At 73.4% G+C, this 24,774-nt stretch carries 26 protein-coding genes; 11 read left to right on the forward strand and 15 right to left on the reverse strand.

Translation table 11 applies throughout. From position 1 onward, the window contains the following. Positions 1-29 precede the first annotated feature (29 nt). The 6 genes from AB0472_RS18935 to AB0472_RS18960 all read left to right on the forward strand — a co-directional run bounded on the left by AB0472_RS18935 (position 30) and on the right by AB0472_RS18960 (position 6,156). Positions 30-521 (forward strand): Lrp/AsnC family transcriptional regulator, encoded by a 492-nt coding sequence (locus AB0472_RS18935; protein WP_366357596.1) that lies wholly within the window; start codon positions 30-32, stop codon positions 519-521. 33 nt (positions 522-554) lie between these two features. Beyond that, the gene (locus tag AB0472_RS18940; RefSeq protein ID WP_366357597.1) at positions 555-2,243 is read left to right on the forward strand and encodes a DUF885 domain-containing protein; all 1,689 of its coding nucleotides are present in this window, start codon (positions 555-557) and stop codon (positions 2,241-2,243) included. Positions 2,244-2,464: 221 nt separating this feature from the next. Further along, a complete protein-coding gene (locus AB0472_RS18945; RefSeq protein WP_366357598.1) occupies positions 2,465-3,136 on the forward strand; it encodes a hypothetical protein in 672 nt (223 codons plus the stop codon). A gap of 147 nt (positions 3,137-3,283) precedes the next feature. After that, the gene (locus AB0472_RS18950) at positions 3,284-3,511 is read left to right on the forward strand and encodes a ferredoxin (protein ID WP_366357684.1); all 228 of its coding nucleotides are present in this window, start codon (positions 3,284-3,286) and stop codon (positions 3,509-3,511) included. After that, positions 3,498-4,892, forward strand: a complete 1,395-nt coding sequence (locus AB0472_RS18955) for an FAD/NAD(P)-binding oxidoreductase (RefSeq protein WP_366357599.1) — start codon at positions 3,498-3,500, stop codon at positions 4,890-4,892. Before AB0472_RS18950 ends, AB0472_RS18955 begins: the two co-directional genes overlap by 14 nt. A 34-nt stretch (positions 4,893-4,926) precedes the next feature. Next, positions 4,927-6,156 (forward strand): cytochrome P450, encoded by a 1,230-nt coding sequence (locus AB0472_RS18960; protein ID WP_366357600.1) that lies wholly within the window; start codon positions 4,927-4,929, stop codon positions 6,154-6,156. Between the two features lie 7 nt (positions 6,157-6,163). Here AB0472_RS18960 and AB0472_RS18965 read toward each other — a convergent pair whose 3' ends face one another. After that, the gene (locus AB0472_RS18965) at positions 6,164-6,679 is read right to left on the reverse strand and encodes an immunity 21 family protein (RefSeq protein ID WP_366357601.1); all 516 of its coding nucleotides are present in this window, start codon (positions 6,677-6,679) and stop codon (positions 6,164-6,166) included. A gap of 47 nt (positions 6,680-6,726) precedes the next feature. Next, the gene (locus tag AB0472_RS18970; RefSeq protein ID WP_366357685.1) at positions 6,727-7,200 is read right to left on the reverse strand and encodes a rhodanese-like domain-containing protein; all 474 of its coding nucleotides are present in this window, start codon (positions 7,198-7,200) and stop codon (positions 6,727-6,729) included. 138 nt (positions 7,201-7,338) lie between these two features. Between AB0472_RS18970 and AB0472_RS18975 the strand changes: the two genes are divergently transcribed. Then, on the forward strand, positions 7,339-7,785 hold the full coding sequence (locus tag AB0472_RS18975) for an Lrp/AsnC family transcriptional regulator (protein ID WP_366357602.1): 447 nt from the start codon (positions 7,339-7,341) through the stop codon (positions 7,783-7,785). Positions 7,786-8,027: 242 nt separating this feature from the next. Here AB0472_RS18975 and AB0472_RS18980 read toward each other — a convergent pair whose 3' ends face one another. The 8 genes from AB0472_RS18980 to AB0472_RS19015 all read right to left on the reverse strand — a co-directional run bounded on the left by AB0472_RS18980 (position 8,028) and on the right by AB0472_RS19015 (position 16,270). Beyond that, entirely contained in the window at positions 8,028-11,018 is a 2,991-nt protein-coding gene (locus AB0472_RS18980) for an SMC family ATPase (protein ID WP_366357603.1), read from the reverse strand. A 40-nt stretch (positions 11,019-11,058) separates the two neighbouring features. Beyond that, positions 11,059-12,222: an exonuclease SbcCD subunit D gene (locus tag AB0472_RS18985; protein ID WP_366357604.1), complete on the reverse strand. Its 1,164-nt coding sequence runs from the start codon at positions 12,220-12,222 to the stop codon at positions 11,059-11,061. A 179-nt stretch (positions 12,223-12,401) separates the two neighbouring features. Continuing rightward, a complete protein-coding gene (locus tag AB0472_RS18990; RefSeq protein ID WP_366357605.1) occupies positions 12,402-13,163 on the reverse strand; it encodes a cupin in 762 nt (253 codons plus the stop codon). Then, positions 13,157-14,083 carry a PmoA family protein gene (locus AB0472_RS18995; protein ID WP_366357606.1) on the reverse strand — a complete coding sequence of 309 codons (927 nt, stop codon included), beginning with the start codon at positions 14,081-14,083 and terminating at the stop codon, positions 13,157-13,159. Before AB0472_RS18995 ends, AB0472_RS18990 begins: the two co-directional genes overlap by 7 nt. Next, on the reverse strand, positions 14,080-14,223 hold the full coding sequence (locus AB0472_RS19000) for a hypothetical protein (RefSeq protein ID WP_366357690.1): 144 nt from the start codon (positions 14,221-14,223) through the stop codon (positions 14,080-14,082). Before AB0472_RS19000 ends, AB0472_RS18995 begins: the two co-directional genes overlap by 4 nt. 111 nt (positions 14,224-14,334) lie before the next feature. After that, on the reverse strand, positions 14,335-14,961 hold the full coding sequence (locus tag AB0472_RS19005; protein WP_366357607.1) for a YigZ family protein: 627 nt from the start codon (positions 14,959-14,961) through the stop codon (positions 14,335-14,337). 35 nt (positions 14,962-14,996) lie between these two features. Then, the gene (locus AB0472_RS19010; protein ID WP_366357608.1) at positions 14,997-15,542 is read right to left on the reverse strand and encodes a histidine phosphatase family protein; all 546 of its coding nucleotides are present in this window, start codon (positions 15,540-15,542) and stop codon (positions 14,997-14,999) included. Then, positions 15,539-16,270: a hypothetical protein gene (locus tag AB0472_RS19015; protein WP_366357609.1), complete on the reverse strand. Its 732-nt coding sequence runs from the start codon at positions 16,268-16,270 to the stop codon at positions 15,539-15,541. The genes AB0472_RS19010 and AB0472_RS19015 overlap by 4 nt, the downstream gene beginning before the upstream one ends. 205 nt (positions 16,271-16,475) lie before the next feature. Here AB0472_RS19015 and AB0472_RS19020 point away from each other — a divergent pair, with 205 nt between their 5' ends. The 3 genes from AB0472_RS19020 to AB0472_RS19030 all read left to right on the forward strand — a co-directional run bounded on the left by AB0472_RS19020 (position 16,476) and on the right by AB0472_RS19030 (position 20,055). Further along, positions 16,476-16,889: a CoA-binding protein gene (locus AB0472_RS19020; protein WP_366357610.1), complete on the forward strand. Its 414-nt coding sequence runs from the start codon at positions 16,476-16,478 to the stop codon at positions 16,887-16,889. Positions 16,890-17,118: 229 nt separating this feature from the next. Then, a complete protein-coding gene (locus AB0472_RS19025) occupies positions 17,119-18,756 on the forward strand; it encodes an APC family permease (protein ID WP_366357611.1) in 1,638 nt (545 codons plus the stop codon). 75 nt (positions 18,757-18,831) lie between these two features. Further along, a complete protein-coding gene (locus tag AB0472_RS19030; RefSeq protein WP_366357612.1) occupies positions 18,832-20,055 on the forward strand; it encodes a 4-hydroxybenzoate 3-monooxygenase in 1,224 nt (407 codons plus the stop codon). A gap of 28 nt (positions 20,056-20,083) precedes the next feature. Here the strand turns inward: AB0472_RS19030 and AB0472_RS19035 are convergent, their stop codons facing one another. Further along, entirely contained in the window at positions 20,084-20,449 is a 366-nt protein-coding gene (locus tag AB0472_RS19035; RefSeq protein ID WP_366357613.1) for a metalloregulator ArsR/SmtB family transcription factor, read from the reverse strand. Between the two features lie 63 nt (positions 20,450-20,512). On the opposite strand from AB0472_RS19035, the gene AB0472_RS19040 reads away from it, so the two are divergent. Next, the gene (locus tag AB0472_RS19040) at positions 20,513-21,670 is read left to right on the forward strand and encodes a cation diffusion facilitator family transporter (protein ID WP_366357614.1); all 1,158 of its coding nucleotides are present in this window, start codon (positions 20,513-20,515) and stop codon (positions 21,668-21,670) included. A 120-nt stretch (positions 21,671-21,790) separates the two neighbouring features. Here the strand turns inward: AB0472_RS19040 and AB0472_RS19045 are convergent, their stop codons facing one another. The 4 genes from AB0472_RS19045 to AB0472_RS19060 all read right to left on the reverse strand — a co-directional run bounded on the left by AB0472_RS19045 (position 21,791) and on the right by AB0472_RS19060 (position 24,773). After that, a complete protein-coding gene (locus AB0472_RS19045; RefSeq protein WP_366357615.1) occupies positions 21,791-22,345 on the reverse strand; it encodes a YbaK/EbsC family protein in 555 nt (184 codons plus the stop codon). Positions 22,346-22,376: 31 nt separating this feature from the next. Beyond that, entirely contained in the window at positions 22,377-22,949 is a 573-nt protein-coding gene (locus AB0472_RS19050; RefSeq protein WP_366357616.1) for a helix-turn-helix domain-containing protein, read from the reverse strand. 126 nt (positions 22,950-23,075) lie between these two features. Further along, on the reverse strand, positions 23,076-23,924 hold the full coding sequence (locus AB0472_RS19055; protein WP_366357617.1) for a DUF1206 domain-containing protein: 849 nt from the start codon (positions 23,922-23,924) through the stop codon (positions 23,076-23,078). 84 nt (positions 23,925-24,008) lie between these two features. Continuing rightward, complete coding sequence (locus AB0472_RS19060) at positions 24,009-24,773, reverse strand: acyltransferase (RefSeq protein WP_366357618.1); 765 nt, start codon at positions 24,771-24,773, stop codon at positions 24,009-24,011. Between the last annotated feature and the right edge of the window lies 1 nt (position 24,774).

The following is a 24,774-nucleotide window of genomic DNA, read 5'->3' on the forward strand; positions in this document are numbered from 1 at the left end:
CGCGGTGGACCCCGTGCTACGTTCGGGCCGTGGCCGATTCTGTCGTACTGGATCCGGTCGATCTGCATCTGCTGCGGCTGCTGCAGAACGACGCCCGGACCACCTACCGCGATCTCGCCGCCCAGGTGGGGGTGGCGCCGTCGACCTGTCTGGACCGGGTGACCCGGCTGCGCCGCTCCGGGGTGATCCTCGGGCACCGCCTCGAACTCGATCCGGCCAAGCTCGGGCGGGGTCTGGAGGCGCTGTTGTCGGTGCAGGTCAGGCCGCACCGGCGGGAGTTGGTGGGACCGTTCGTGGAACGGATCCGGGCGCTGCCGGAATCGCGGACGGTGTTCCACCTCACCGGTCCCGACGACTACCTGGTGCATGTGGCCGTGGCGGACATGACGGACCTGCAACGGCTCGTCCTCGACGAGTTCACGGCCCACCGGGAGGTGGCCCGGGTGGAGACCCGGCTGATCTTCCAGCAGTGGGAGTGCGGGCCGCTGCTTCCGCCGCTGTCGTCGGTTCAATCCCCGTGACGGGCGGCGGTCCGTCGTACGAGGATGGACCGCATGTCACAGACCAGTAACCCGCTGCCCCGTCAGGTCGCCGACACCTTCGTCGACGAACTCATCGCCCTCGATCCGATCACCGGCACCTTCCTCGGCGACAAGGAGAGCTCGGCCCGGCTCCCCGACAACTCGCCGGCCGGCGCGGAGGCGCTCGCCAGGCTCCAGCGCGCCACGCTCGCCAGGCTCGACGAGGCCGAACGGCAGCCCGGTGCCGACAGTGACATCGAGCGTCGCTGCGCGCGCCTGCTGCGCGAGCGGCTCAGCGCCTCCCTGGCCGTGCACGAGGCCGACGAGAGCCTGCGTTCGGTCAGCAACCTCAGTTCGGCCGCGCACGCGGTGCGCCAGGTGTTCACGGTGACGCCCACCGCCACCGAGGAGGACTGGGCGGCGGTCGCCGAGCGGCTGCGCGCGGTGCCGGCTGCACTGGAGGGCTACCGGCAGTCCCTCGAACTCGGCCTGGAGCGGAAGCTGTACGGCGGTCCGCGCGCCACCACGACCTTCGTCGGCCAGCTCGGCGAGTGGGCCGACACGGGCGACGGCAGGGGCTGGTTCGAGCAGTTCGCGGCGTCCGGGCCCGAGGCACTGCGCACCGAGCTGGACGCGGCGGCCCGCTCGGCCACCGAGGCCGTGCTGGCGCTGCGCGACTGGATGCGGGACGTGTACGCGCCCGCGGTCGAGGGCGCGCCGGACGTGGTGGGCCGGGAGCGGTACGCCCGCTGGGTGCGCTATTTCAACGGCACCGACCTCGATCTGGACGAGGCGTACGCGTACGGCTGGTCCGAGTACCACCGGCTGCTCGGCGAGATGAAGGCCGAGGCGGAGAAGGTCCTGCCCGGCGCGGCCACGCCGTGGGTGGCGCTGGCGCACCTGGACGAGCAGGGCACCCACATCGAGGGTGTCGACGAGGTGCGCGGCTGGCTGCAGTCGGTGATGGACGAGGCCATCGAGAAGCTGGACGGCACCCACTTCGACCTGGCCGAGCGGGTGCGCCGGGTGGAGTCCCGGATCGCTCCGCCCGGCAGCGCCGCGGCGCCGTACTACACGCCGCCGACGGACGACTTCTCGCGCCCGGGCATCACCTGGCTGCCGACCATGGGCCAGACCCGGTTCCCGGTCTACGACCTGGTGTCGACCTGGTACCACGAGGGCGTGCCCGGCCACCACCTCCAGCTGGCGCAGTGGAAGCACATCGCCGAGAACCTCTCCCGCTACCAGGCCAGCGTGGGCATGGTCAGCGCCAACGCCGAGGGCTGGGCGCTGTACGCGGAGCGGCTGATGGACGAACTGGGCTTCCTGACCGACCCGGAGCGCCGCCTCGGCTACCTGGACGCGCAGATGATGCGGGCCGCCCGGGTCATCATCGACATCGGCATGCACCTGGAGCTGACGATCCCGGACGACTCCCCGTTCCACCCCGGGGAGCGCTGGACGCCCGCGCTCGCGCAGGAGTTCTTCGGCGCGCACAGCAGCCGCCCCGCGGACTTCGTGGAGAGCGAGCTGACCCGCTACCTGTCGATGCCGGGGCAGGCGATCGGCTACAAGCTGGGCGAGCGGGCCTGGCTGCTGGGCCGGGAGCAGGCCCGGGAGCGGCGGGGCGCCGGCTTCGACCTCAAGTCCTGGCACATGGCGGCCCTCTCGCAGGGCTCGCTCGGCCTGGACGACCTGGTGGACGAGCTGTCGCAGCTGTGACGGTACCGGCGGCCCCCGCCTGACCGGATGCCGGCACCGACCGACGGCATCGACCGACGGCACCGAGCGGGCGCCCACTGCCGGTGGGCGCCCGGCGGCGGCCGCGACCGGGGCGGGGCGGGGCGGGGCGGTCTGCCGTTCGGGTGTGCTCCGGTGGCGGCGGCCGGAGCCGGCGGGCTTGCTGGTGCCGGGGGCCACCGGAGACAGGAAGCGAGCCGCGGATGCAGACCTCCACGCACCCGAGGGAGCCGTTGCAGACCCCGCGCGCCGCGGGCCTGGCGGGGGTCGTCTTCGCCCTGCTGCTCGCCGCCGCCATGGTGCTGATCCGGCTGGCCATCCCGCAGGGCGCGGACGCGGTCACCGCCCAGCAGCCCGATCCGGACCGGCGCAACGCCGTCCACGCGGCCCTCCTGCTGGTGCCGTTCGCCGGCATCTTCTTCCTGTGGTTCGTCGGCGCCGTCCGCTCGCACGTCGGCGACGCCGAGGACCGGTTCATCGCCACCGTGTTCCTCGGCAGCGGCCTGGTCTTCACGGCCATGATGTTCGCCGCCGCCGCGGTGGCCACGGCCGTGCTCGACACCGCTCATCCGGCGGGCACCTCGCCGTCGCGGCCCACCTGGGACTTCGGCCAGCACCTCGCGTACACGCTGATGACCGGGTACGCGATGCGGATGGCGGCCGTCTTCACCTGCTCCACGTCGGTGATCGGGCACCGCCTGCGCATCCTGCCGCGTTGGCTCACGCTGGTCGGCTTCCTGACCACCGTCGTCCTGCTGTTCGTGTCGACCGCCGTGCCCTGGGCCGAGCTGGTGTTCCCGGCCTGGTCGCTGCTGCTCAGCGTGTACATCGTCCTGGCGAGCTTCCGCCGCTCCGCCGAGGGCCCGGCGCCCTGACTAGTCGCTCACCTGATCGGCGGACCCCGGCGGGCGCCGGCGGAAGCGGGCTCCCATGCTGGCGTGCGGGGAGTTCCCCGCCGTCCGGCACTGCGACGACGGACCGCGGTACGCACCGGACCTGGCCACCGGAAGGGCGGAGCCATGATGCGCCTTGTCGTCGACCTCAACAGATGTCAGGGGTACGCGCAGTGCGCGTTCCTCGCGCCGGACGTCTTCGCCATGCACGGCGAGGAGTCGCTCGTCTACAACCCGCAGGCCGAGCAGGAGCAGCGGGACCAGGTGGCGCGCGCGGTCGCCGCCTGCCCGGTGCAGGCGATCACCGCCGACGGCCTGGACGGGTTCGCGGGAGGGGCCCTCGATGCCGCCCGCTGACTATCTCGACTGGCTGCGCCGCGAGGGCCGGATCGTCGTCGTGGGTGCCTCGCTGGCCGGGCTGCGGGGCGCCGAGACGCTGCGTGCCGAGGGGTTCGCCGGGGAACTCACCATGATCGGCGACGAGCCGTACGAGCCCTACGACCGGCCACCGCTGTCCAAGGCGGTGCTGCTCGGCAGGGCGGTCCCGAACCACACCGCGCTGCCGCACCGCAGGGAGATCGACGCGAAGTGGCGGCTGGGCGTCGCGGCGACGGGTCTCGACGTCGAGGCCAAGCGGATCCGGCTGGCCGACGGCGACGAGGTCGAGTACGACCGGCTGCTGATCGCGACCGGCGTGCGGGCCCGGCCCTGGCCCAAGGAGGACGAGGCCCGTCTGGAGGGCGTGTTCACGCTGCGCACCCGGGACGACGCGGCGGCGCTGCTGCGGCGGCTGAAGGCCGGCCCGCGCCGGGTGTTCGTGATCGGCGCCGGGTTCACCGGGTCGGAGATCGCCTCGGCCTGCCGCGAGCAGGGGATCGCGGTCACGGTCGCGGAACGCGCGGGCGCGCCGCTGGTGGGCGCCCTCGGCGGGGTGATCGGCGCGGTGGCGGCCGAGCTGCACCGCGAGAACGGGGTGGACCTGCGCACCGGCGTCCAGGTCACCGCGCTGGAGGGCGACCCGGCCGGGCGGGTGCGGGCGGTCCACCTGTCCGACGCGTCCGTCGTCGAGGCGGACCTGGTGATCGTGTCGCTCGGCGCGACCCGCAACACCGACTGGCTGGCCGGTTCCGGTCTCGGGGCGGGCCCGCGGGGCATCGCCTGCGACGCGGGCTGCCGTGCCTTCGACTTCCGGGGCATCGTCACCGACGACATCTTCGTCGCCGGCGATGTCGCCCGGTCCCCGCACGCCCTGTTCGGCTACCAGTTCCTGTCGCTCGAGCACTGGGGCAACGCGGTCGCGCAGGCCGAGATCGCCGCGCACAACATGATCAGCCCGAGCGCCGAGCGGCGGCCGCACCTGTGGGTGCCGGCCTTCTGGTCGTCGCAGTTCGGCGTGAACATCAAGTCGGTCGGGGTGCCGCCGATGGGCGAGCAGATCATGATCACCCAGGGTTCGCTGGCCGAACGCCGGTTCGTCGGGGTGTACGGCTACCAGGGCCGGACCATCGCCGCGGTGAGCTTCGACAACACGCGGTGGCTGGAGTTCTACCAGCGGCAGATCGAGAGGGCCGGGCCGTTCCCGGTGGAGTTCCGGACCGTGGACCGCCGTCCGGAGGGACGGGCGCCGGTGGACGCCGACTTCCCGGACCCGGCCCTGCCGACGCACGACCCCATGGTGACCCTCAGCGGCTACTCGCCGACCGACACGCAGCTGGTCTTCCACCCCGCCCGCCACTGACCGCGCCCCGGCCCCGACGCTCCAAGGAACTGTCATGACGCAGACCTCGATGTTGCGCCAGATCACCGACTTCGCGAACCGCGCCGACCCGTACCCGCTGTACGAGGAGCTCCGCAAGACCCCGGTGCTGCACGAGGAGGAGGACGGCCCCTACGTGATCAGCACATACCACGACATCGAAGCCCTGCTCCACGACCCGCGGATCAGCTCCGACGAGGCCAACGTGACCGCCCTCGCGCAGGACGCGCTGTCCGGTCCGGAGGCGACGGGGCTGCCGCCGAGCTTCATCCGGCTGGACCCGCCGGAGCACGACCGGCTGCGGCGGATCGCCAACAGCTCCTTCGGGCCGCCGCACCAGCCGCACCGGATCGACGACATGCGGGGCGTGCTGGAGGAGATCGTCACCGAGCTGATCGACGGCCTCGGGGACGCCCGGGAGTTCGACCTGGTCGACCAGGTCGCCTACCCGTTCCCGGTCACCGTGATCTGCCGGCTGCTGGGTGTGCCGCGGGAGGACGAGCCGCGGTTCCGGGCCTGGGTCGACCCGATCGTGGCCGGTCTGGACCCGGACAGCCGCACGGCCGACGACTCGGCGAAGGCCGCGCAGGAGGCCCGGCTGCAGCTCGGCATGTACCTGAACGGGCTGGTGGAGCAGCGTGCCAAGGAGCCGCGCGACGACATGCTGTCCGACCTGGTGCACAGTCACGGCCCGGACGGCGCCATGACGACCATGGAGGTGCTCAGCACGTCGGTGCTGTTGCTGATCGCCGGCCACGAGACGACGGTCAACCTCATCACCAACGGCATGCTGACGCTGCTGCGGCACCCGCAGTACCTGGAGCGGCTGCGGAACGATCCGGGGCTGTCGGTGCGGATCGTGGAGGAACTGCTGCGCTACGAGCCGCCGGTGCAGCTGCTGCCGCAGCGCACGTGCATCGCCGACCTGGAGGTGCACGGGGTGACCATCCCCAAGGGGTCGCGGATCTGGCTGGTGCTGGCCGCGGGCAACCGGGACCCGCACCGGTTCACGGACCCCGACCGCTTCGACCCGGACCGCCAGGACATCCAGCACCTCGGCTTCGGCAGCGGCATCCACAGCTGCTTCGGCGCCCCGCTGGCCCGCCTGGAGGCCCAGATCGCGCTGTCCCAGCTGGCCCGCCGGCTCGACGCTCCGCGGCTGGTCGAGGACCCGCCGCCCTACCGCCCGAACGCGGTGCTGCGCGGCCCGCGGCACCTCGACATCGCCGTCGACGGCATCAGATGACGGATCGTCAGGACGGGATCCGGCGCAACTGCACCAGACCCAGCCAGGTTTCCGGGCCGGGCCTGGTGTAGGCGGCGCGCACCGCGTAGGTGCCGGGCTCCAGCGGGACCCGCAGATGGTCCCCGCCCGCGGCCTCGCCGCCGGGCCAGGCGGAGTCGAACAGGACGACGGGGCCGGGGACCTGCCAGCGGATCTCGTTCTCCCACGCGGCACCGTCGAGGGCGGCGGGCACCTGGGACAGGAGTTCCTCCTCCGAGTTGGCGGCGGACCACCGTACGAAGGTCCCGTGGTCGGGCAGGAAGGACGTCGAGGCGGGTTCGTCGCCGAGGACCAGGGCGGTGCTGTCCCCGACTGGGAGCAGTCCGACGTAGCCGTCGACCTCGCAGGCCCGGTCGTAGTCGGTGGCCAGTTCCTCGCTGTCGGCGCCGGCCCAGAACGGCAGGACCGTCTCCGGGACCGCCACCAGCGGGCCGCCGCCCGACTCCACCCACTCCACCGCGCCTTGATCCCCATATCGAGTCATGGGGTGAACCTACACGGACAGCGACGGCACGGGTTCGCCGCCGGGAATCAGCAACCGCAGTCCCCCGTGACGGGCGCGGTCAGCGGGTCCGGGGCACGGCGCTCGCGGGCCTGCCAGGTCTCGAACTCGAAGCCCTCACGCACCCAGTACTCGAATCCGCCGAGCATCTCCTTGACCAGGTAGCCGAGTTCGGTCAGGGCGAGGGCGGCGCGAGTGGCGCCGTTGCAGCCGGGACCCCAGCAGTACGTCACCACGGGCACGGTGCGGTCCAGGAGCCGGGGCGCCTGCTCGGGGACGAGGGCGGTGGGCAGGTGGACGGCGCCCGGGATGTGCCCCTGGTTCCAGGACTCGGTGGAGCGGGAGTCCAGGACGACGAAGCCGGGGTCGCCGCCGGCGGCGAGGGCGGCGGCCACGTCGGAGACGTCGGCGTGGAAGGCGAGGCTCGCCCGGAAGTGGGCGGCGGCCTCGGCGGGCGCGGCGGGGGCGACGCGCAGGACGGGATCGGGGGTGGTGCCGGTCATGTGGGGCCTTTCGCCGGCCGCCGTCGGTGCGGCGGATGTCTCCATGGCGGCAAATCTACGAGGGTCGCGGGGCACCCTGAAGGCGTGATCCCCGGCCTCGCCCTTGTCCGTCCGGGGTTTCCCTGTTATCCATCCCCCATGACCGAGTTTTCCCCGGATGCCACCGACCGGCGCATCCTCGACGTCCTCCAGCGCGAGGGCCGGGCCAGCTACGCCGAACTGGCGCGGGCCGTAGCGATGTCCGCGAGCGCGGTGACCGAGCGGGTGCGCCGCCTTGAGGAGGCCGGTGTGATCCAGGGGTACGCGGCGGTGGTCGACCCGGAGCGGCTCGGCCTGCCGATCCTCGCCTTCGTCCGGCTGCGCTATCCGAACGGCAACTACCGGCCCTTCCACGACCTGGTCGCCGCCACCCCCGAGATCCTGGAGGCGCACCACGTCACGGGCGACGACTGCTTCGTCCTCAAGGTCACCGCCCGCTCGATGCGCCACCTGGAGGAGGTCTCCGGCCGCATCGGCACCCTGGGCTCGGTGACGACGAGCGTCGTCTACTCCTCGCCGCTGCCCCGCCGGGCCGTCGGCACCTGAGCGCTCCGCGGGAGCGCCGCGACAGGCCGTCGGTCGACTGCGGTGCCGTCGTGGCTGGTCACGCAGTTCCTCCGCCAGCCGAAGGCTGGGGGTGCCCCCAGCGCCCTTCGGGGGCGCTTCCCCTGGCGGTCGGCGCCCAGCGTGGGAGTCGGCTGGGAAACTGCCCCCGTACCGGGCGCGGGGAACTGCGCGGCCGGCCTCCACCGGCCCGCGGTGAGCGAACCGCGCAACCGGCGGAACGCTCAGACCCCGCGCTGCCGCAGGGTCGAGCCCGTTCTCCCCTTCGAGACCTCCAGCTGGGCGTGGACCCGGCGGCGCAGGTCGGCGACGTGGCTGACGATGCCGACGCTGCGGTCGCGTTCGCGCAGCGAGTCGAGGACGTCGAGGACCTCGTCGAGGGTCTGGTCGTCGAGGCTGCCGAAGCCCTCGTCGATGAAGAGGGTGTCGAGGCGGACGCCTCCCGCCTCGTCGGTGACGACGTCCGCGAGGCCGAGGGCGAGCGCGAGGGAGGCGAAGAAGGTCTCGCCGCCGGAGAGCGTGGCGGTGTCCCGCTCGCGTCCGGTCCAGGCGTCGACGACGTGCAGTCCGAGGCCGCTGCGGCCGCGTCCGGTGCGGTCGTCGGAGTGGACCAGGGTGTAGCGGCCGGACGACATGCTCCGCAGGCGTACGGTCGCGGCGGCGGCGACCTGTTCCAGACGGGCGGCGAGGACGTACGACTCCAGGCGCATCTTGCGTTCGTTGTCCGCGGAGGTGCCCGCGGTGAGGCCGGCCAGACGGGCGACCCGGTCGTACTCCTCGCGCAGCGGGGCCAGTTGCCGCACGCTCGCGGTGGCGCGGGCGGAGAGCCGGTCGAGTTCGGCGCAGCTGCGGGCGGCCCGGTCGCGGGCGGAGGCGGCGTCGCGCAGGCGCCGGGCGGCCAGGGCGGCGGTGCGCTCCGCCGTGTCGAGGTCGGCCGGCGGCTGCCGGTCGGCGGCCGCGGTGTCGGCCTCCGCGAGGACGGCACGCACCGCGGCCTCCTCGGACTGCCAGTCGTCCAGGCGCCGTTGGAGTTCGCGGTGGGCGGTGTCGTCGAGGAGGGCGGCGGCCGCGGCCTGCGGGGTGTCGAACCCGGCACGGTAGGCGGCGTCGGCGAGCCGGGCGTCGGTCTCCTTCAGGTGCCGGGCGGTGACCTCGGCGGCGCGCGCGGCGTCGGCGGCGTCGGTGAGCAGCGCCACCTGCCGCTCCAGCTGTGCGGCCCGTGCGGACACGCTGGTGGCGCTCCCCCGGGCCTGGATCAACTCCTCTTCGAGAGACGCGAGTTCCGCGTCGAGACCCTCGCGGCGGGTGAGCCGTGCGGCGGCCCGGACCTCGGCCTGCTGCCGCCCGGCGAGCCGACGCTCGCGCTCCTGCTCGGCCAGCCGCAGCTCCTCCTGCGCCGCGTGCAGGACGGACCCGGCCCGCCGGGCCTCGCTGTACTCCCGTTCCAGCTCCTCGGCCTGGGAGGCGAGTTGCGCGGTCGGGGTGTCGCCCGCCTCGGCGGTGGCGGCGGCCAGGGCCTCGCGTGCCGTGCCGAGCCGCCGCTCGTCCCGGGCGCGCTGCTCGTCGGCGCGCTGCAGGGCGGCGAGCGCGCGTTCCTCGGCCTCGCGGTCGACGTGGCCCGCGAACTTCTCGGCCGGGGACGGGTGTTCGGTGGCCCCGCAGACCGCGCACGGCTCTCCCTCGGCGAGTTCGGCGGCGAGCTCGGCGGCGATGCCGTTCAGCCGCTGTTCCTTGAGGTCGAGCCAGTGCGTCCGCGCGTCGACGGCCTGCTGTGCGGAGGCGAGGGCGGTGCGCTGGGCCTCGTCGGTGTCCCGGCCCAGCTCGTCCCGGAGCCGCGCCGCAGCCAGGCGCCGCCGGGCGGGGTCGCGCTGTACGGCGAGCTGCTCGGCGCGGGTCGCGGCCTCCTGGGCGGTGTCGACACGGGACCGGAGTCCCGCGCCCCGGGCGTCCCAGCCGGCGAGCCAGCCCGCGGCCTCGCGCAGCGTGTCCTCGTCGTCCCGCTCCTGCCGGTCGAGCCGGTTGCGCTCGTCGGTGACCTCGGCGAGCCGTCGCTCGGCGCGGCGCGCGGACTCCAGGCCGCCCAGCTCCTCGGCAGCCTTGCGGGCGGCGCCGGCCAGCCCCGCCGCACCGGCTTCGGCGAGGGTCCCGGGCAGTAGCGCCCGCGCCTCCACCTCGGCGCCGGCGGCGCTGCGGTGCTCTTCCTCGGCGGTCTCCCGCAGCTCCAGTGCCGGTGCGACCGCTTCCGCCTTCCGGGCCCGCTCCATGCGCGCCTGCGCCGCCCGGTGCTCCCCGGCCTGCTCCTCCAGCCGTACGCGCCGCTGCCGGGCCTCTTCGAAACGGGCCTGCAGCCGGGCCAGTTCGCGTGCCTCGGCCAGGGCGCGGTCGGCGGCGAACTGGGCGGACTCGGCAGCGGTGAGCCGGCAGTGGGCGACCGTGAGGCGCTCGCGCGCGGTGCTGCGGGCGACCGCCGCGGCGGCGAGGACGGCCGCTGCCAGCCCGGGCTCACCCGGGGCCGGCTCGGGCAGCTCCATCGCGTCGCCGGCCTCCTGCTGCATGCGGTGCGCGTCGGCCAGCAGCGCGGAGTCGCCGTCCCGGACCCGGGCCTCGGCCGTCTTCCGGCGTTCGGCGAGGCGCTTCTCCACGTCGGCGAAGCGCTGGGTGTCGAAGAGCCGGCCGAGCAGCTGGCCGCGTGCGCCGGCGTCGGCCCGCAGGAAGCGGGCGAAGTCGCCCTGGGGCAGGAGCACGACCTGGCAGAACTGCTCGCGGCTCATGCCGAGCAGCTGGGTGATCTCCTCGCCGATCTCCTGGTGGGAGCGGCTGAGGTCCTTCCAGACGCGGGCGGCCGCGTCGTACTCGCGCAGCCAGGTCTGGGCCTTGTCCAGGGTGGTGCCCGCGCCGCGTTTCTTGGGGCGCTCCCAGGGCGGCTGCCGGGTGATCTCCAGCCGGCGGCCGGCGACGGTGAGTTCGAGGCGGACCTCGGTGCGGGTGGCGGGGTCGGCGTGGTCGCTGCGCAGCGTGAGGCCCTGGCCGCTCTGCCGGGCGCCGGGGACGGTGCCGTAGAGGGCGTAGCAGACGGCGTCCAGGACGGAGGTCTTCCCGGCGCCGGTGGGGCCGTGCAGGAGGAAGAGCCCGGCAGTGGAGAGCGCGGCGAAGTCGACGCTCTGGGAGCCGCCGAAGGGGCCGAAGGCGGTGATGTCGAGCCGGTGGAGCCTCATGCGGCCGCCTCCGTGACGGGGCTCGGGTGCGGGTGTGCCGTCACCGGGCCCCCTCGCGTACCGTGCGGTCCGCACGCACCGCGTCGAACGCCTCGCCCAGGACGGCCAGTTCGTCTGCGTCGGGGCCCGCGCCGCGCACGTGGGCGACGAAGTCCTCGGCGATCTGCCGGTCGGTGCGGCCGGCCAGGCGGCGGGCGTAGGAGACGTCGGGGTCGTCCGGGGCGCGGTCGGGGTCGAAGACCAGGCTGAGGGTGTGCGGGAAGCGGTCGGTGAGGCGGGCCATGGGGTCGGCGGGGCGGACCGGGTCGGTGAGGGTGGCCTCGATCCAGGCGTCCTCGTGGCGGGTGAGGGCGGGATCGGCGAGGAGGTCGTCCAGGGTGCCGCGGATGCGGGCCAGCGGGCGCGGGACCGGGCAGTCGAGGCGCTCGGCGGTGACCGTGCCGTCGGCGGCGAGGTCGAGAAGCCACATGCTCTTGCGGTGGCCGGCCTCGGAGAAGGAGTAAGCCAGCGGGGAGCCGGAGTAGCGGACGCGCTCGGTGAGGGTCTGGCAGCCGTGCAGGTGGCCGAGGGCCACGTAGTCGACGCCGTCGAAGACGCCGGCCGGGACGGCCGCGACGCCGCCGACCGTGATGTCCCGTTCGCTGTCGCTGGGCTCGCCGCCGGTGACGAAGGCGTGGGCGAGGACGACGGAGCGGGTGCCGGGCGGACGGGTCGCGAGGTCGGCGCGGACCCGGTCCATGGCGGCGGCCAGCACCGTCTCGTGCCCCGCCCGGTCGACCGCGAACTCGTCCTTCACCAGGGCGGGTTCGAGATACGGCAGACCGTAGAACGCGACGTCACCGGCGGTGTCGGCGAGCACGACCGGGGTGCCGCAGGCCGACGGTTCGGTGCGCAGGTGGATCCCGGCGCGGTCGATGAGACCGGCACCGACACCGAGGCGGCGCGCGGAGTCGTGGTTGCCGGAGATCATCACCGTGGGCACGCCGAGGTCGGCGAGCCGGTGCAGGACGTCGTCGAACAGCTCGACCGCGGCGAGCGGCGGTACCGCACGGTCGTAGACGTCCCCGGCCACCACCACGGCGTCGACGGCGTACTCCCGCACGGTCGTCACGAGGTGGCCGACGAACTCGGACTGGGCGTCGAGCATGTTGACCCGGTGGAAGGCCCGCCCCAGATGCCAGTCGGACGTGTGCAGGATTCTCATGAGACCACCCCGACCCGCACCCTTACCCCTATTGCACCTGTATGACCCACATGAGTCCGCACGGGGACTCCCCGGCAACGCCTGCCACGCTAACGCATGTCACCCCCTGATCCACCACGGACCTCATGTTCCGTGCCCGGGCCGCTGCGCGGAACCCGACGCCCCTTCCCGGGGGGCCGCTACGCGTCGCCGTACGGGAGCGTCGCGCCCGGCAGGTCGTACTCGTCGCGGCGGCCGCACATCCCGAAGCCCCCGAGACGGCTGGGCTCGGCCCCGTACGCGGTCGCCTCGCCGAGGTACGACGCCTGGCCGGCCTGCAGCGCGTCCAGCTGGGCGCCCGTGCGTTCGGCGGCGGCGAGCGCACCGGCCCGCCACAGCTCGCGCCAGCGCGGCACCCTGTCGCGCACCAGCCGGGCGGCGGCCCGCTGGAACTCCGCGTACGGTCCGCCGTCCCCGGCGGCCAGCGCCTCCCGCAGGGTCAGGTAGCCCTCGACGGCGAGGTCCCGGCGCCTGCGGGCGGCCCGCTCCGTCTCGGCTCCGGTGCCCGGTGGCAGCGTCGCCGCGGCGGCGTACCGTGCCGGGTCGGCGAGGACCTCGGGCGGGAAGGTGAAGACGGCGTCCCCGGCCTCCGGCAGTCCGCCGTTCTGCATCAGCACGGTGACGCGCAGACCGCCGCCCTGCACCATGCGGTGCACGGTGCCCGGGGTGAACCAGGCCACGGACCCGGGCTCCAGCGGGATGTCCCGGTACCCGTCCGGGCTCAGGGTCTGCACGGCACCCCGGCCGCCGGTGACGACGTAGGCCTCGGTGCACACCAGGTGGAGGTGCGGGCTGCCGCCGCAGACCCCGTCGGCGGCCTCCCATGCGTAGGCGCTGAGGTGGGACAGTCCGACGGCGCCGGGCAGCGGGTGCGGCAGCGCCGGCTCCGGCCCGCTCACCACGGCAGGCCCGCCAGGTGCGCGGCGACGCGGTCGGCGTCCCAGGCGCCGTCGGCGAAGACCATCCGGTACCGGTAGGCGAAGGACTCCCCCGGCGGCAGGGCGAACGCCTCGAAGAACGCCCAGGAGAACGCGGCCGTGGGGATCGGTTCCGCGCGCACGAACCAGTGCGACTCGTGGACCGCCGTCCGTGCGTCGAGGTTCTCGGGCGCGTGGGCGAAGACGACCGTGGAGTGGGCGTCCACCTCGTCGTGCTCGGTGGTGAAGGCGAGCCACGGGCCCTGGGTGCCCATCAGTTTCCCGGCACCGGTGACGGAGTCCGGGCCGAACACGGTGCCGCCGGTGAAGTCACGGGGGCCGCGCCACTGGAGCCCGGTGTATCCCGCCATCTCGCGGCCTTCGGTGGTGGGGGAACCGAAGGTCAGCGGCTCGTCGCGGAGGTTGGTGAGGCGGATGGCCCAGTCGAGCGCCCAGGCGCCGGCCTGCTCGTCGACGGAGTGCACGGTGAGCCCCCGCACCTCCCGCGCCCACTCGGCGCCGGCGTTCTCCACCCAGGTCAGCCGCTCGGTGAAGGCGAACCGGTCGTCCGCGACGGCGAACCCGGTGAACCCGTCGTGCCGCATCGAGCCGACCCGGTCCGGCAGCACCTGGTAACCCTGCCCGTGGACATAGGTGTTGCCGCCCCAGAAGTTCTGCCCGGACAGGTGGCTGGCCGTCATCTGGAGACCCTTGTGCCAGCGGTGGTCGCTCGGCCGGTAGCCGGTGACGGTGCGGCCCGCGAGGGTGCACACCGGGTGGGCGTACGGCTTGCGCGCCTCGTACGCCTCCGGGTCGGGGCGGTAGACGTACCGCAGGATCTCGGTGCCGTCCGGTGCCTCGACCGCGATGTGCTCGCCGTGGACGTGGCTGACGCGGATGCTCATGCGCGCTCCTCGGTGGGGGCCCGGTGGGGGTGGTCGCCGTGCATGGCTGCGCAGCAGGGGTCGCCGGGGCCGATCTCGCCGGCGTGCACGGGGCGGCCCGTGATCACGTGGGCGGACGGGGTGTCGATCCGTGGGGGCATGCGGTCCTCCTGGAGGTGGTGGAGACCAAGACACGGAGAAAGCGCTTGCCCTCGCAGGGACCCTAGATCCGGAGGAATGTCAGGACAACCCCCCGCGCGGGCGACCGGTCGTCACGTGTCCCCGTAGGCCTCCCCGCCCAGTTCGAGGGTGGCGGTGCCCGCCGTCGCGTCGGCGAGCCAGGCGCGGAAGGTGTCCACGTCGGCGTCCGGCAGGCCGATCTCGATGGCGACGGCCTCGCCGTAGCGGACGTCGCGGACCTCGCGTCCGGTGGCGCGCAGGTCGTTCTGGACCTTGCCCGCCCGCTGGTGGTCGACGGTCACCGTGGCCAGCCGGAAGCGGCGCCGGGTGCGGGTGCCGACGGCGTCGAGGGCCTCGCCGACCGCACCGCCGTAGGCGCGGATGAGGCCGCCGGCGCCGAGCTTGACGCCGCCGTAGTAGCGGGTGACGACCGCGACGACGTACCGCATGTCGCGGCGGAGCAGCATCTGCAGCATGGGGACACCCGCGGTGCCGCCCGGTTCGCCGTCGTCGCTCGCCCGCTGGGTGGCGGCGTCGGCACCGATGACGTAGGCCCAGCAGTTGTGGGTGGCGTCCGCGTGCTCCCGGCGGACCGCCGCGACGAAGTCCTGGGCCTCCCGCTCGGTGGCCGCCGGGGCGAGAGCGCACAGGAAGCGGGAGCGGTTGACCTCGGTCTCGTGGGTGCCCGGGCGGGCCACTGTGCGGTACTCGTCCTGCATCCGCCCACCCTATGCGGACACCTGCCGCTCCCCCCTCACCCCTCCTTGCGGCCCCGGGCCACCGTCACCTCCGTCAGCAGGGCCGTGCCGGGGGCGAGGGCCGCCCATGTCGTGCCGTGCCAGGCCAGGACGGCGATCGCGGACGTCGGGAACTTCTTGCGGACCTGCTCCAGGGTGTCGTCGAGGCCGTCGCCCGCGAGGTCGAGGACGAGTTCCTCCAGGCCGGGGTTGTGGCCGACCAGCAGCAGGGTCTCCACCTCGCCCGGCACCTCGTGGACGACCTCGAGCAGGTCGGGTACGCCGGCCGCGTACACCCGCGCGTCGTGGCGGACCGGCGGCGGGGTGCCCCACTGGCCGGAGGCCAGCTCCCAGGTCTGCCGGGCGCGCACCGCGGTGGAGCAGACGGCTAGGTCGGGCAGGCAGTCGGACTCCGCGAGGGCGCGGCCGGCCGCGGGGGCGTCCCGGCGGCCGCGGTCCGCGAGCGGGCGCAGGCGGTCCGGGACACCCTCGGGCCAGGCCGACTTGGCGTGCCGCAGCACGACCAGGCGGCGCAGCGGGCCCGCGCCCGCCCTGGTGATCACGCCGCCCGCCCGAGGTCGCGGGTGAGGTCGAGGGCGAGCAGCCGGTCGGCGTAGGCGCAGGTCTCGAAGCGGGCGCCGTCCGGGATCTCGGGCTGGTTCTCCATCCAGCGCAGCACGCCGAGCACCGCGGGCACGTCGAGGTCGTCCTCCCAGGCGTCCCGCAGCCGTCCCCGCACCTTCTCGGGTACCGGCCGCGAGGGGCTGCGCGCCCAGTGCGCCACCGCCTGGCGCAGCCTGCCGAGCCGCCGGCCGGCCGCGTCGAGGGCGCCGGCGCCGAGGTGGACGGCCGTGCCGCGAGGGGCGTCGAGGAGGGCCAGCCGCAGCGCGGCGGGGTCGTCGAGCGTGCCGAGGACCCCGGCGTCGGGACCGCCGGCCGGTGCGACCGCGACGGTCACGCCGGTGCCGGGCACGGTGGCGCCGACAGCCGTCACGTGGACGACCTGTGCCTCACCGAGTCCCCCGGCGAGGTCGCGGCCGTCCTCGAAGGGGCGGATGCCGAGGGTGGTGGCGGCGGCGTGCAGCTCGGCCTGGTGGTGGTCGGCGGTGAGCAGGGGCAGGACCGGGGTGCCGCCGAGTTCCAGTGCGCGCAGCAGGAGGTCGGTGGTGAGCAGGACCCGCAGTGCCGTCAGGTCGTACCCAAAGGCGTGTACCTCCACCCGGGTCAGGGCACGGCGGGCGGAGACGGCGGGGACGGTCTCACCGGACTTGGCGTCGAGGATGCGCAGCACGGGCTGAGCGTAGGCGGGCGGCGGGCCGCACGCAGGCACCTTGCGACGATTCAGGTCACCGTGGCGGGACATGCGGGACATGCGACACCCCCTGCCGGGCGGGCTGTCCCGACGGTACTGCGCGGACCCGGCCCGGGCCAGGGAATCAGGGTCCGGCGGCCACTGTTGCCCACGGCGAATGTTCCCCGAGCCGAGGAGGCCGACGGTGTACGGCGACGAAGCGACGATCCGCAGGATTCTGACCGGGACCGGTGACACCTGGGCGGTGGTCGGCCTGTCGTCCAACCGGGGACGCGCGGCGTACGGGGTGGCGCAGGTGCTGCAGCGGTTCGGCAAGCGGATCGTGCCGGTCCACCCCAAGGCGGAGACGGTGCACGGCGAGCAGGGCTACGCGTCCCTCTCGGAGATCCCCTTCGAGGTCGACGTCGTCGACGTCTTCGTCAACGGCGAGCTGGCCGGCGCGGTCGCGGACGAGGCGGTGGCGAAGGGCGCGAAGGCGGTGTGGTTCCAGCTCGGGGTGGTCGACGAGGCGGCGTACGAGCGGGTGCGGGCCGCGGGACTGGACATGGTCATGGACCGCTGCCCGGCCATCGAAATTCCTCTCCTGGGCCGGAACTGAGCCGGATTTGAGGAAAATCTGAGCTTGCCTGTCTTACCTTCTTCTCACTTAACGCAACTGAATACGGACATTCCATGACCCTCGCTGACCTGTGCAAAAGCTTTGGCCAAGACAGGAAAGATCGAGGGTCAAATCTTTGGAAACACTCTTCTCGGCCTGCGGCGTGCGCCCTTAAGTTGTGCCCTCTTGCTCGTTAAATCTGCGTTCAGAAACTGAGAGGCCACTTGACATGGTGAGTGTCGAGAAAGCCGCCACGGAGGACATCACACCTTCGGGCGGTCTGAGGCGGGACGTCGGGCTGATCGGCCTGATGTGGGCCTCTGTGGGCTCGATCATCGGCTCCGGATGGCTGTACGGCGCCGAGAAGGCGGTCGGCGTGGCCGGCCCCGCGGCGATCATCTCGTGGGTGATCGGCGCGATCGCGATCGTGCTCCTGGCACTGGTGCACGCCGAACTCGGCGGCATGTTCCCGGTGGCGGGCGGCACGGCCCGCTACCCGCACTACGCGTTCGGCGGCCTGGCCGGCATGTCCTTCGGCTGGTTCTCCTGGCTGCAGGCCGCGACCGTGGCCCCGATCGAGGTCGAGGCCATGATCGGTTACGCCGGTCACTGGAAGTGGGCCCAGCACCTCCAGCACGCCGACGGCACTCTGACGGCGAGCGGTCTGCTGGCGGCCGTCGTCCTCATGGCCCTGTTCGTCGGCGTCAACTTCTTCGGCGTCCGGGTGCTCGCCCACACCAACAGCGCCGCGACCTGGTGGAAAATCGCCGTGCCGCTGGCCGCGATCTTCATCATCGCGGTCGGCAACTTCCACCCGGCCAACTTCCACTCGGAGGGCTTCGCCCCCTTCGGCGCCAAGGGCGTACTGACCGCGATCAGCACCAGCGGCATCATCTTCGCGCTGCTCGGCTTCGAGCAGGCCATCCAGCTGGCCGGCGAGAGCCGCAACCCGAAGAAGGACCTGCCGCGCGCCACACTCGGCTCGGTCGCGATCGGCGCCGTGATCTACGTCCTGCTCCAGGTCGTGTTCATCGCCGCGCTGCCGCACAGCACCTTCGCGCACGGCTGGGGCCACCTCGCGTACAAGGGCATCAGCGGGCCGTGGGCGGGCCTCGCCACCCTCGTGGGCCTCGGCTGGCTGGCCTGGATCCTCTACCTGGACGCGATCATCTCCCCCGGTGGCACCGGCCTGATCTACACCACCGCCACCTCCCGCGTCTCCTACGGCCTGGCGAAGAACGGCTACGCGCCGAAGATCTTCACGAAGACCGACACGCGCGGTGTGCCGTGGTTCGGGCTCATCATGTCCTTCGTGACCGGTGTGGTCTGCTTCCTGCCGTTCCCGAGCTGGCAGCAGCTGGTCGGCTTCATCACCTCGGCGAGCGTGCTGATGTACGCCGGCGCCCCGCTGGCGTACGGCGTCTTCACCGACAAGCTGCCGCAGCACGAGCGCCCGTACCGGCTGCCCTTCGGCAAGCTGGTCTCCCCGCTGTCGTTCGTGGTCGCCAACCTGATCATCTACTGGTCCGGCTGGGACATCCTGTGGCGGCTCGGCCTCGCGATCGTCCTCGGCTACCTGCTGCTCGGCGGTTACGCCGTCTACGCCCACAGCAAGAACCTGCCGGACGCACCCCGGCTGGACTTCCGGGCCGCGCAGTGGCTGCCGGTCTACCTGATCGGTATGGGCGTGATCTCCTGGCAGGGCAGCTTCGGCGGCCAGAACAACATCGGGCTGTGGTGGGACATCCTGGTCATCGCTGCCTTCTCCGTCGGCATCTACTACTGGGCCAAGTCGACCGCCTCCACGACGGAGGACATCGAGCGCAGCATCGACGAGGTCGTGGTCACGGACGCCCCGGCGCACTGACCCCGCCTCCTCACCCGCGTCCCGTCAGCCACGGTGGCACTGCCGTGGCTGACGGGACACCGTCATAATGCGAGGGTGACTCACCCCTCCCCCCACCACAACTCCCCCTCCGAGGAACGCCGTACGGTCGTCGTCGTGGGCGCCGGGCCCGCTGGACTGACCGTCGGGAACATCCTGCGGGCCGCCGATGTCGACTGCGTGGTGCTGGAGGCCGAGAGCAGACAGTTCATCGAGACCCGGCCGCGGGCCGGGGTCATCGAGGAGTATGCGGTACGCGGGCTCCGGCAACGCGGCCTGGGCGACGGCCTGACGGCCCGCGCGCAGGTGCACAGCGAGTGCGAGTTCCGCTTCGGCGGCGACCGGTTCCGGTTCGACTACAGCGAGCTGACGGGCCATCATCACTACATCTACCCGCAGCCGTTGCTGGTGACGGACCTGGTGCGGGAGTACGCCGACGCGCGCGGCGGGGACATCAGGTTCGGGGTGCGGGACGTCGCGCTGCACGACCTGGAGACGGACCGGCCCGCGGTGTCGTACCTCGACCCCGAGACCGGTGAACGGCACGTCCTGCGCTGTGAGTTCGTGGCGGGCTGCGACGGGGCGCGCGGGGTGACCCGGGACGCGGTACCGCAGGGGCGGGTGCGCATCGCCCGGCAGGACTACGGCATAGCGTGGCTGGCCCTGCTCGCCGAGGCACCGCCGTCCTCGGACTGCGTGGTGTTCGGCGTCCATCCGAACGGTTTCGCCGGGCACATGGCGCGCAGCCCCGAGGTCACCCGCTACTACCTGCAGTGCCCGCCGGGCGACGATCCGGAGAGCTGGTCGCACGACCGCGTCTGGGACGAGTTGCACGAGCGGCTCGGCGCGGCCGGGGCGCCGCCGCTCACCGAGGGGCGGCTGACCGAGAAACGCCTGCTGGACATGCACGACTACGTGGTCGAGCCGCTGGTGTTCGGCCGCCTCCTCCTCGCCGGTGACGCCGGGCACCTGACCGCGCCGATCGCCGCCAAGGGCATGAACCTCGCCCTGCACGACGCCTTCCTGCTGGGCGACGCACTCGCCGCGCACGTCACCAAGGGCGACGACACGGGCCTGGCGGGCTACTCCCACGCCTGCCTGCGCCGGGTCTGGGACTACCAGGAGTTCTCGCGGTTCCTGTCCGGCATCTACCACGGCACGGCCTCGGGCGATCCGTTCCTCGCGGGCACCAGCCTGGCCCGGCTGCGCAGGCTGTTCACCTCACGTGCGGCCGCGACGGCGTTCGCCGAGCAGTACCTCGGTGCGGCCACCGCCTTCTGAACGCCCGCCGGCGGCCTCCGGCGGAAGCTCAGCCGTCCGCCTCGGCGGCGGTCTCGGTCAGCCGGTGGTCCGCCACCTTCAGCGCCTCCTCGACCAGCCGGCGCAGATGACCGTGGCGCAGCGAGTACACCACCCGCCGGCCCTCCTTGCGCGTGCCCACCAGGCCCGCCAGCCGCAGCCGGGCCAGGTGCTGGCTGACGGCGGGCCGGGCGGCGCCGCAGACCTCGGTGAGCGTGGTGACGTCGGCCTCCCCGGCCGTCAGGGCGTGCAGCAGCGTGAGCCGGGTGCGGTCGCCGAGCAGGGCGAGGAGTTCGGCGGCGAGCGCGAACTGTTCCTCGCCCGGGGTGCGCGGATGCGCATGATGCGCAGGTGATAGGTGCAAGCGTGCGCTCATACGCACATAATGGCGTCGTGGGCCTCCCGTGTCCACGTCCCGCGCACCGGAGAGGGGAGCCGCATGAGCGACCGGCACCGTCACGAGCACGCACCCACCCCCGACCGGCACCGTCACGAGCACGCACCCACCCCCGACCGGCACGGCGAACCCGCCCACGCCCACGGCCACGGCCACGGACGTGCGGACGGCCATGAGCACGACCACGGCCACGACCACTCCCCCGCCGGCGGCCTCGGCCACCGCCTCACCCACCTTCTGACGCCGCACTCCCACGAGACGGCCGACAAGCTCGATCCCGCGCTGGAGTCCTCGGCGCGGGGCATGCGCGCGCTCTGGGTCTCGCTGGCCGTGCTCGGCGCGACGGCGCTCGTGCAGGCGGTCGTGGTGGTCCTGTCCGGCTCGGTCGCCCTGCTCGGGGACACGGTGCACAACGCGGCGGACGCGCTGACCGCCGTACCGCTGGGCATCGCCTTCGTGCTCGGGCGCCGCGCCGCGAACCGCCGCTTCACGTACGGCTACGGGCGGGCCGAGGACCTCGCGGGGATCGCAATCGTGCTGACGATCACCGCGTCGGCGGTCTTCGCGGCGTGGACCGCCGTCGAGCGGCTGCTGGACCCGCGTCCGGTCTCGCACCTGACGGCCGTCGCGGTGGCCGCGCTCGTCGGGTTCGCCGGGAACGAGTGGGTGGCCCGGTACCGGATCCGGGTGGGCCGGGAGATCGGCTCGGCCGCACTGGTGGCCGACGGGCTGCACGCCCGCACCGACGGGTTCACCTCGCTCGCCGTGCTGCTGGGGGCCGGCGGCGCCGCCCTGGGCTGGCAACTCGCCGATCCGCTGGTGGGGTTGGCGATCACCGCGGCGATCGCACTGGTGCTGCGGGACGCGGCGCGCGAGGTGTTCCGGCGGGTGATGGACGCGGTGGACCCGGAGTTGACCGACCGGGCCGAGCGGGCGCTGCGCGAGGTGCCGGGCGTGCGGGCGGTGGGTGAGCTGCGGCTGCGCTGGATCGGGCACCGGCTGCGCGCCGAGGTGGCGGTCGTGGTCGACGGTGAGACGACGGTACGGCAGGCCCACGCGGTCGCCGTCGCGGCGGAACACGCACTGCTGCACGCCGTGCCACGGCTGACGGCCGCCCTGGTGCACGCGGATCCGGCACCGGCGCCGGGCCAGGCGGACCCGCATCTGGCACTGGCGCACCACGCACACGGCGGGGCCTGAGCGCTGCGCCGGAAAGCCGCGAGTGCCGCGGCCGTTCGGGTGCGGCGCCGTCGCGGCCGGTCGCACCGTTCGTCCCCCGGTCTTCGGCCGGGGGTGACTCCGGCGCCCCTTCAGCGGCGCTCAGACACCCAGCCCCGGCAGCACCACCGCGCCCGGCAGGTCGGCGAACGCCTTGCCGGGGACGAGGAGTTTGCCGCGCCGGCGGCCGCTGCCGACCAGGACGTAGGGCAGGTCCACCACGGCCGGGTCCACCAGCACCGGCCAGTCGCGCGGGAGTCCGATCGGGGTGATGCCGCCGTACTCCATGCCGGTCGCGCCGGTCGCGGTGTCCGTCGAGGCGAACGAGGCCTTGCGGGCCCCGAGTTGGCGGCGCACCACGCCGTTGACGTCCACCTTGGTGGTGGACAGCACCAGGCAGGCGGCCAGGGTGGTCTCGCCGCCGCGCTTCCCGGCCACCACCACGCAGTTGGCCGACCTGTCCAGCAGGTCGTGCCCGTAGTGCTCGACGAAGACCGCGGTGTCGGCCCACTGCGGGTCGGTCTCGACGTAGACGATCCGGTCGGCGGGCACAGCGCCGGTCCAGTGCCGAACGGCGTCGGCGACCGGCGCGGTCAGCTCGTCGAGGCAGTCGGGGGCGGGGACGGCGGTGTCGAAGTCTCCGATGGGTGCGCGCATGTCCGCACGCTAACAGCCCGGCCCGCCGGGCTCAGGGCACGGGTGGCACGGAGACCGTCATGACCATCTCCATCGGCACGTCCCCGGTGTTGCCGTACACGTGGGCCGTGTTCGCCTCGAAGGAGGCGCTGGCCCCCGTCGGCACGCGGTGGTCGGTGCCGTCGACGGTGAGGGTGAGTTCGCCGGCGGTGACATGGACGATCTCCACCGTGCCGGTGGGGTGGGGTTCCGACGGGCTGCTCTCGCCCGGCATCAGATGCCAGTCCCACATCTCCAGCGGGCCGGGGGCCTCCGTGCCGGCGAGGAGCCGGTTGTAGCTGCCGGCGTCGGTGTGCCACAGCCGGACCGCCTTGTCGGCGGGGATGATCTGGACCTTCGGGCCCTGTTCGTAGTCGAGCAGGGTGGTGATGCTGACGCCGAGCGCGTCACCGATCTTGACGACCGTGCCGATGCTCGGGTTGGTGCGGGCCTGCTCGATCTGGATCAGCATGCCACGGCTGACCCCGGCCCTGGTCGCCAGCACGTCCAGGGTGAAGCCGCGCACCGCGCGCCAGTGCTTGACGTTGCGGGCCAGGGACTGGGTCAGCAGGTCGAGGTCCGACACGTTCTGTCCATCTTCGAGGGCATCGCGGTCCATTATTTTCGAGTGCAGGGTTTGATCAAATGTACTACGGCGGGGTGTACCTGACCGTGCACCGAACTGTACTGCGAAGCGGTGCCGTTCCCGGCATCAGATCCTGCGCCAGCGTGCGTTGCACCACGAGAAGACGCCGAAGGCCGCCAGACCGAGGGCGATCGCGGCGAGCAGCCACGGACCGGCGGGCAGATCACGGAACGCACGCAGGGTGTCGTCCATGCCCTTGGCCTCGCCGGGCCGGTGCCTGACGGCCGCGACGACCGCGAAGACCCCGGCGACCGCGAAGACGACCCCGCGTGCCGTACCCCCGGCCGCCCCGAAGACATCGGTGAACCGCCCGGCCCATTGGGACATGGCAGCGGTCCGCAGGTTCTCCCGGAACTTCAGCCGGACGGCCCGGACGGCCATCAACAGTCCGGCGACCACCACACCGGCCCCGGCCACGCCCACGAGCCACTGGCCGCCCGGCCAGCCCAGCACCATGGCGGTGACGTCGTCCGTCTGCCGGTCCGAGGAGCCGCTGCCGCTGCCGTGGTCCCCGACCGCGTACGACAGCACGGAGTAGCAGGCGAAGACGTAGAAGACACACCGGCCCGCCGCGGCCGCACGCTTGGACGGCTCGGCGCCCTTGGGTCCCGCTCCGCCGAACACCGCCTCGGACAGGCGCCACAGCGCCATGCCCGCGAGCGCCACTGCCAGGACCACCAGCAGTGCCGCCCCGAAGGGCCGGCCGGCCAGTTCCTCCAGAGCACCGCCGCGATCGGCCTGCTGTCCACCGTCCCCACCCGGCCCGAAGGCGATCCGCAGGGCGATCACGCCCACCAGTACGTAGATCAGTCCGCGGGCGGCGAACCCGGCCCGTGCCGCCACGGACAGCGCCTGACGGTGCGCCCCCCGAGCGGCCCGGCCGCGCCCCCGCAGTGTCCATGCCTGTGCATCCATACCTCGCCGGTGCCCCGGTCCCCCGGTCCGACACCTCACCCGGACGTCGTCAGCCCCGGGTGTACGCACCGGCCGCGGCCCGGCTCAGCTCTCGGGCTCCAGCTCGGCGAGCCGCGCCACGTCCTCCTCGTCCAGCTCCGCCAGCGCACGCAGCTGCTCCGGCGTGGTGCCCGCCGGGATCGGCACCGGCGGGGGCGTGCGCAGCGGCGGCTGCCAGCCGGTCTCGGGCGTCCAGCGGCGTACCACCCGGGCGGGTGCGCCGGCCACCACGGCGTGGTCGGGCACCGTGCCCCGGACCACCGCACCGGCGGCCACCACCACGTTCCGGCCGATCCGCGCGCCCGGCAGGATCACCGCGCCCGTGCCGATCCAGCAGCCCGGGCCGATCTCCACCGGCTCCATGCGGGGCCACTGCCGTCCGATGGGCTCGTGCGGGTCGTCGTAGGAGTGGTTGGTGGACGTGACGTAGACGTACGGGCCGAAGTAGCAGTCGCTGCCGATGGTGACCGTGGTGTCCGCGATGACGTGACTGCCGCGGCCGAGGACCACGCCGTCGCCGATGCGCAGGATCGGGTCCGGGCCGAGGTCGAGGTCGGGCATCAGGCCCGCGGTGAGGGTGACCTGCTCGCCGACGATGCAGTGCGAGCCGAGGTGGATCCACGGTTCGCCGAAGACCGTGCCGAGCGGGAAGGCGAGCCGGGTGGCCTCGCCGAGGGCGCCGAACCGGAACCGGCCGGGGTGGTCGGCGGTGACGGATCCCGTGCGCTGCGCCCAGGCCCAGGCCGCGTGAACTGCGCGTTGGGCGAGGTGGCGACGCCAGGACGAGAACGTGTTCTTGGGCTTCGGCACG

The organism is Streptomyces sp. NPDC086777 (genome assembly GCF_040702065.1).
GTDB lineage: Bacteria > Actinomycetota > Actinomycetes > Streptomycetales > Streptomycetaceae > Streptomyces.

Coding starts and splice junctions, on each gene's coding strand:
- AB0472_RS18950 (WP_366357684.1), top strand. CDS start 3,284: ATGCGCCTTGTCGTCGACCTCAACAGATGTCAGGGGTACGCGCAGTGC.
- AB0472_RS19025 (WP_366357611.1), top strand. CDS start 17,119: ATGGTGAGTGTCGAGAAAGCCGCCACGGAGGACATCACACCTTCGGGC.
- AB0472_RS18980 (WP_366357603.1), bottom strand. CDS start 11,018: ATGAGGCTCCACCGGCTCGACATCACCGCCTTCGGCCCCTTCGGCGGC.
- AB0472_RS19055 (WP_366357617.1), bottom strand. CDS start 23,924: ATGGATGCACAGGCATGGACACTGCGGGGGCGCGGCCGGGCCGCTCGG.
- AB0472_RS18940 (WP_366357597.1), top strand. CDS start 555: ATGTCACAGACCAGTAACCCGCTGCCCCGTCAGGTCGCCGACACCTTC.
- AB0472_RS18955 (WP_366357599.1), top strand. CDS start 3,498: ATGCCGCCCGCTGACTATCTCGACTGGCTGCGCCGCGAGGGCCGGATC.
- AB0472_RS19000 (WP_366357690.1), bottom strand. CDS start 14,223: ATGCCCCCACGGATCGACACCCCGTCCGCCCACGTGATCACGGGCCGC.
- AB0472_RS18995 (WP_366357606.1), bottom strand. CDS start 14,083: ATGAGCATCCGCGTCAGCCACGTCCACGGCGAGCACATCGCGGTCGAG.
- AB0472_RS19035 (WP_366357613.1), bottom strand. CDS start 20,449: ATGAGCGCACGCTTGCACCTATCACCTGCGCATCATGCGCATCCGCGC.
- AB0472_RS19040 (WP_366357614.1), top strand. CDS start 20,513: ATGAGCGACCGGCACCGTCACGAGCACGCACCCACCCCCGACCGGCAC.
- AB0472_RS18965 (WP_366357601.1), bottom strand. CDS start 6,679: ATGACTCGATATGGGGATCAAGGCGCGGTGGAGTGGGTGGAGTCGGGC.
- AB0472_RS18960 (WP_366357600.1), top strand. CDS start 4,927: ATGACGCAGACCTCGATGTTGCGCCAGATCACCGACTTCGCGAACCGC.
- AB0472_RS18970 (WP_366357685.1), bottom strand. CDS start 7,200: ATGACCGGCACCACCCCCGATCCCGTCCTGCGCGTCGCCCCCGCCGCG.
- AB0472_RS18985 (WP_366357604.1), bottom strand. CDS start 12,222: ATGAGAATCCTGCACACGTCCGACTGGCATCTGGGGCGGGCCTTCCAC.
- AB0472_RS19005 (WP_366357607.1), bottom strand. CDS start 14,961: ATGCAGGACGAGTACCGCACAGTGGCCCGCCCGGGCACCCACGAGACC.
- AB0472_RS18975 (WP_366357602.1), top strand. CDS start 7,339: ATGACCGAGTTTTCCCCGGATGCCACCGACCGGCGCATCCTCGACGTC.
- AB0472_RS19045 (WP_366357615.1), bottom strand. CDS start 22,345: ATGCGCGCACCCATCGGAGACTTCGACACCGCCGTCCCCGCCCCCGAC.
- AB0472_RS18945 (WP_366357598.1), top strand. CDS start 2,465: ATGCAGACCTCCACGCACCCGAGGGAGCCGTTGCAGACCCCGCGCGCC.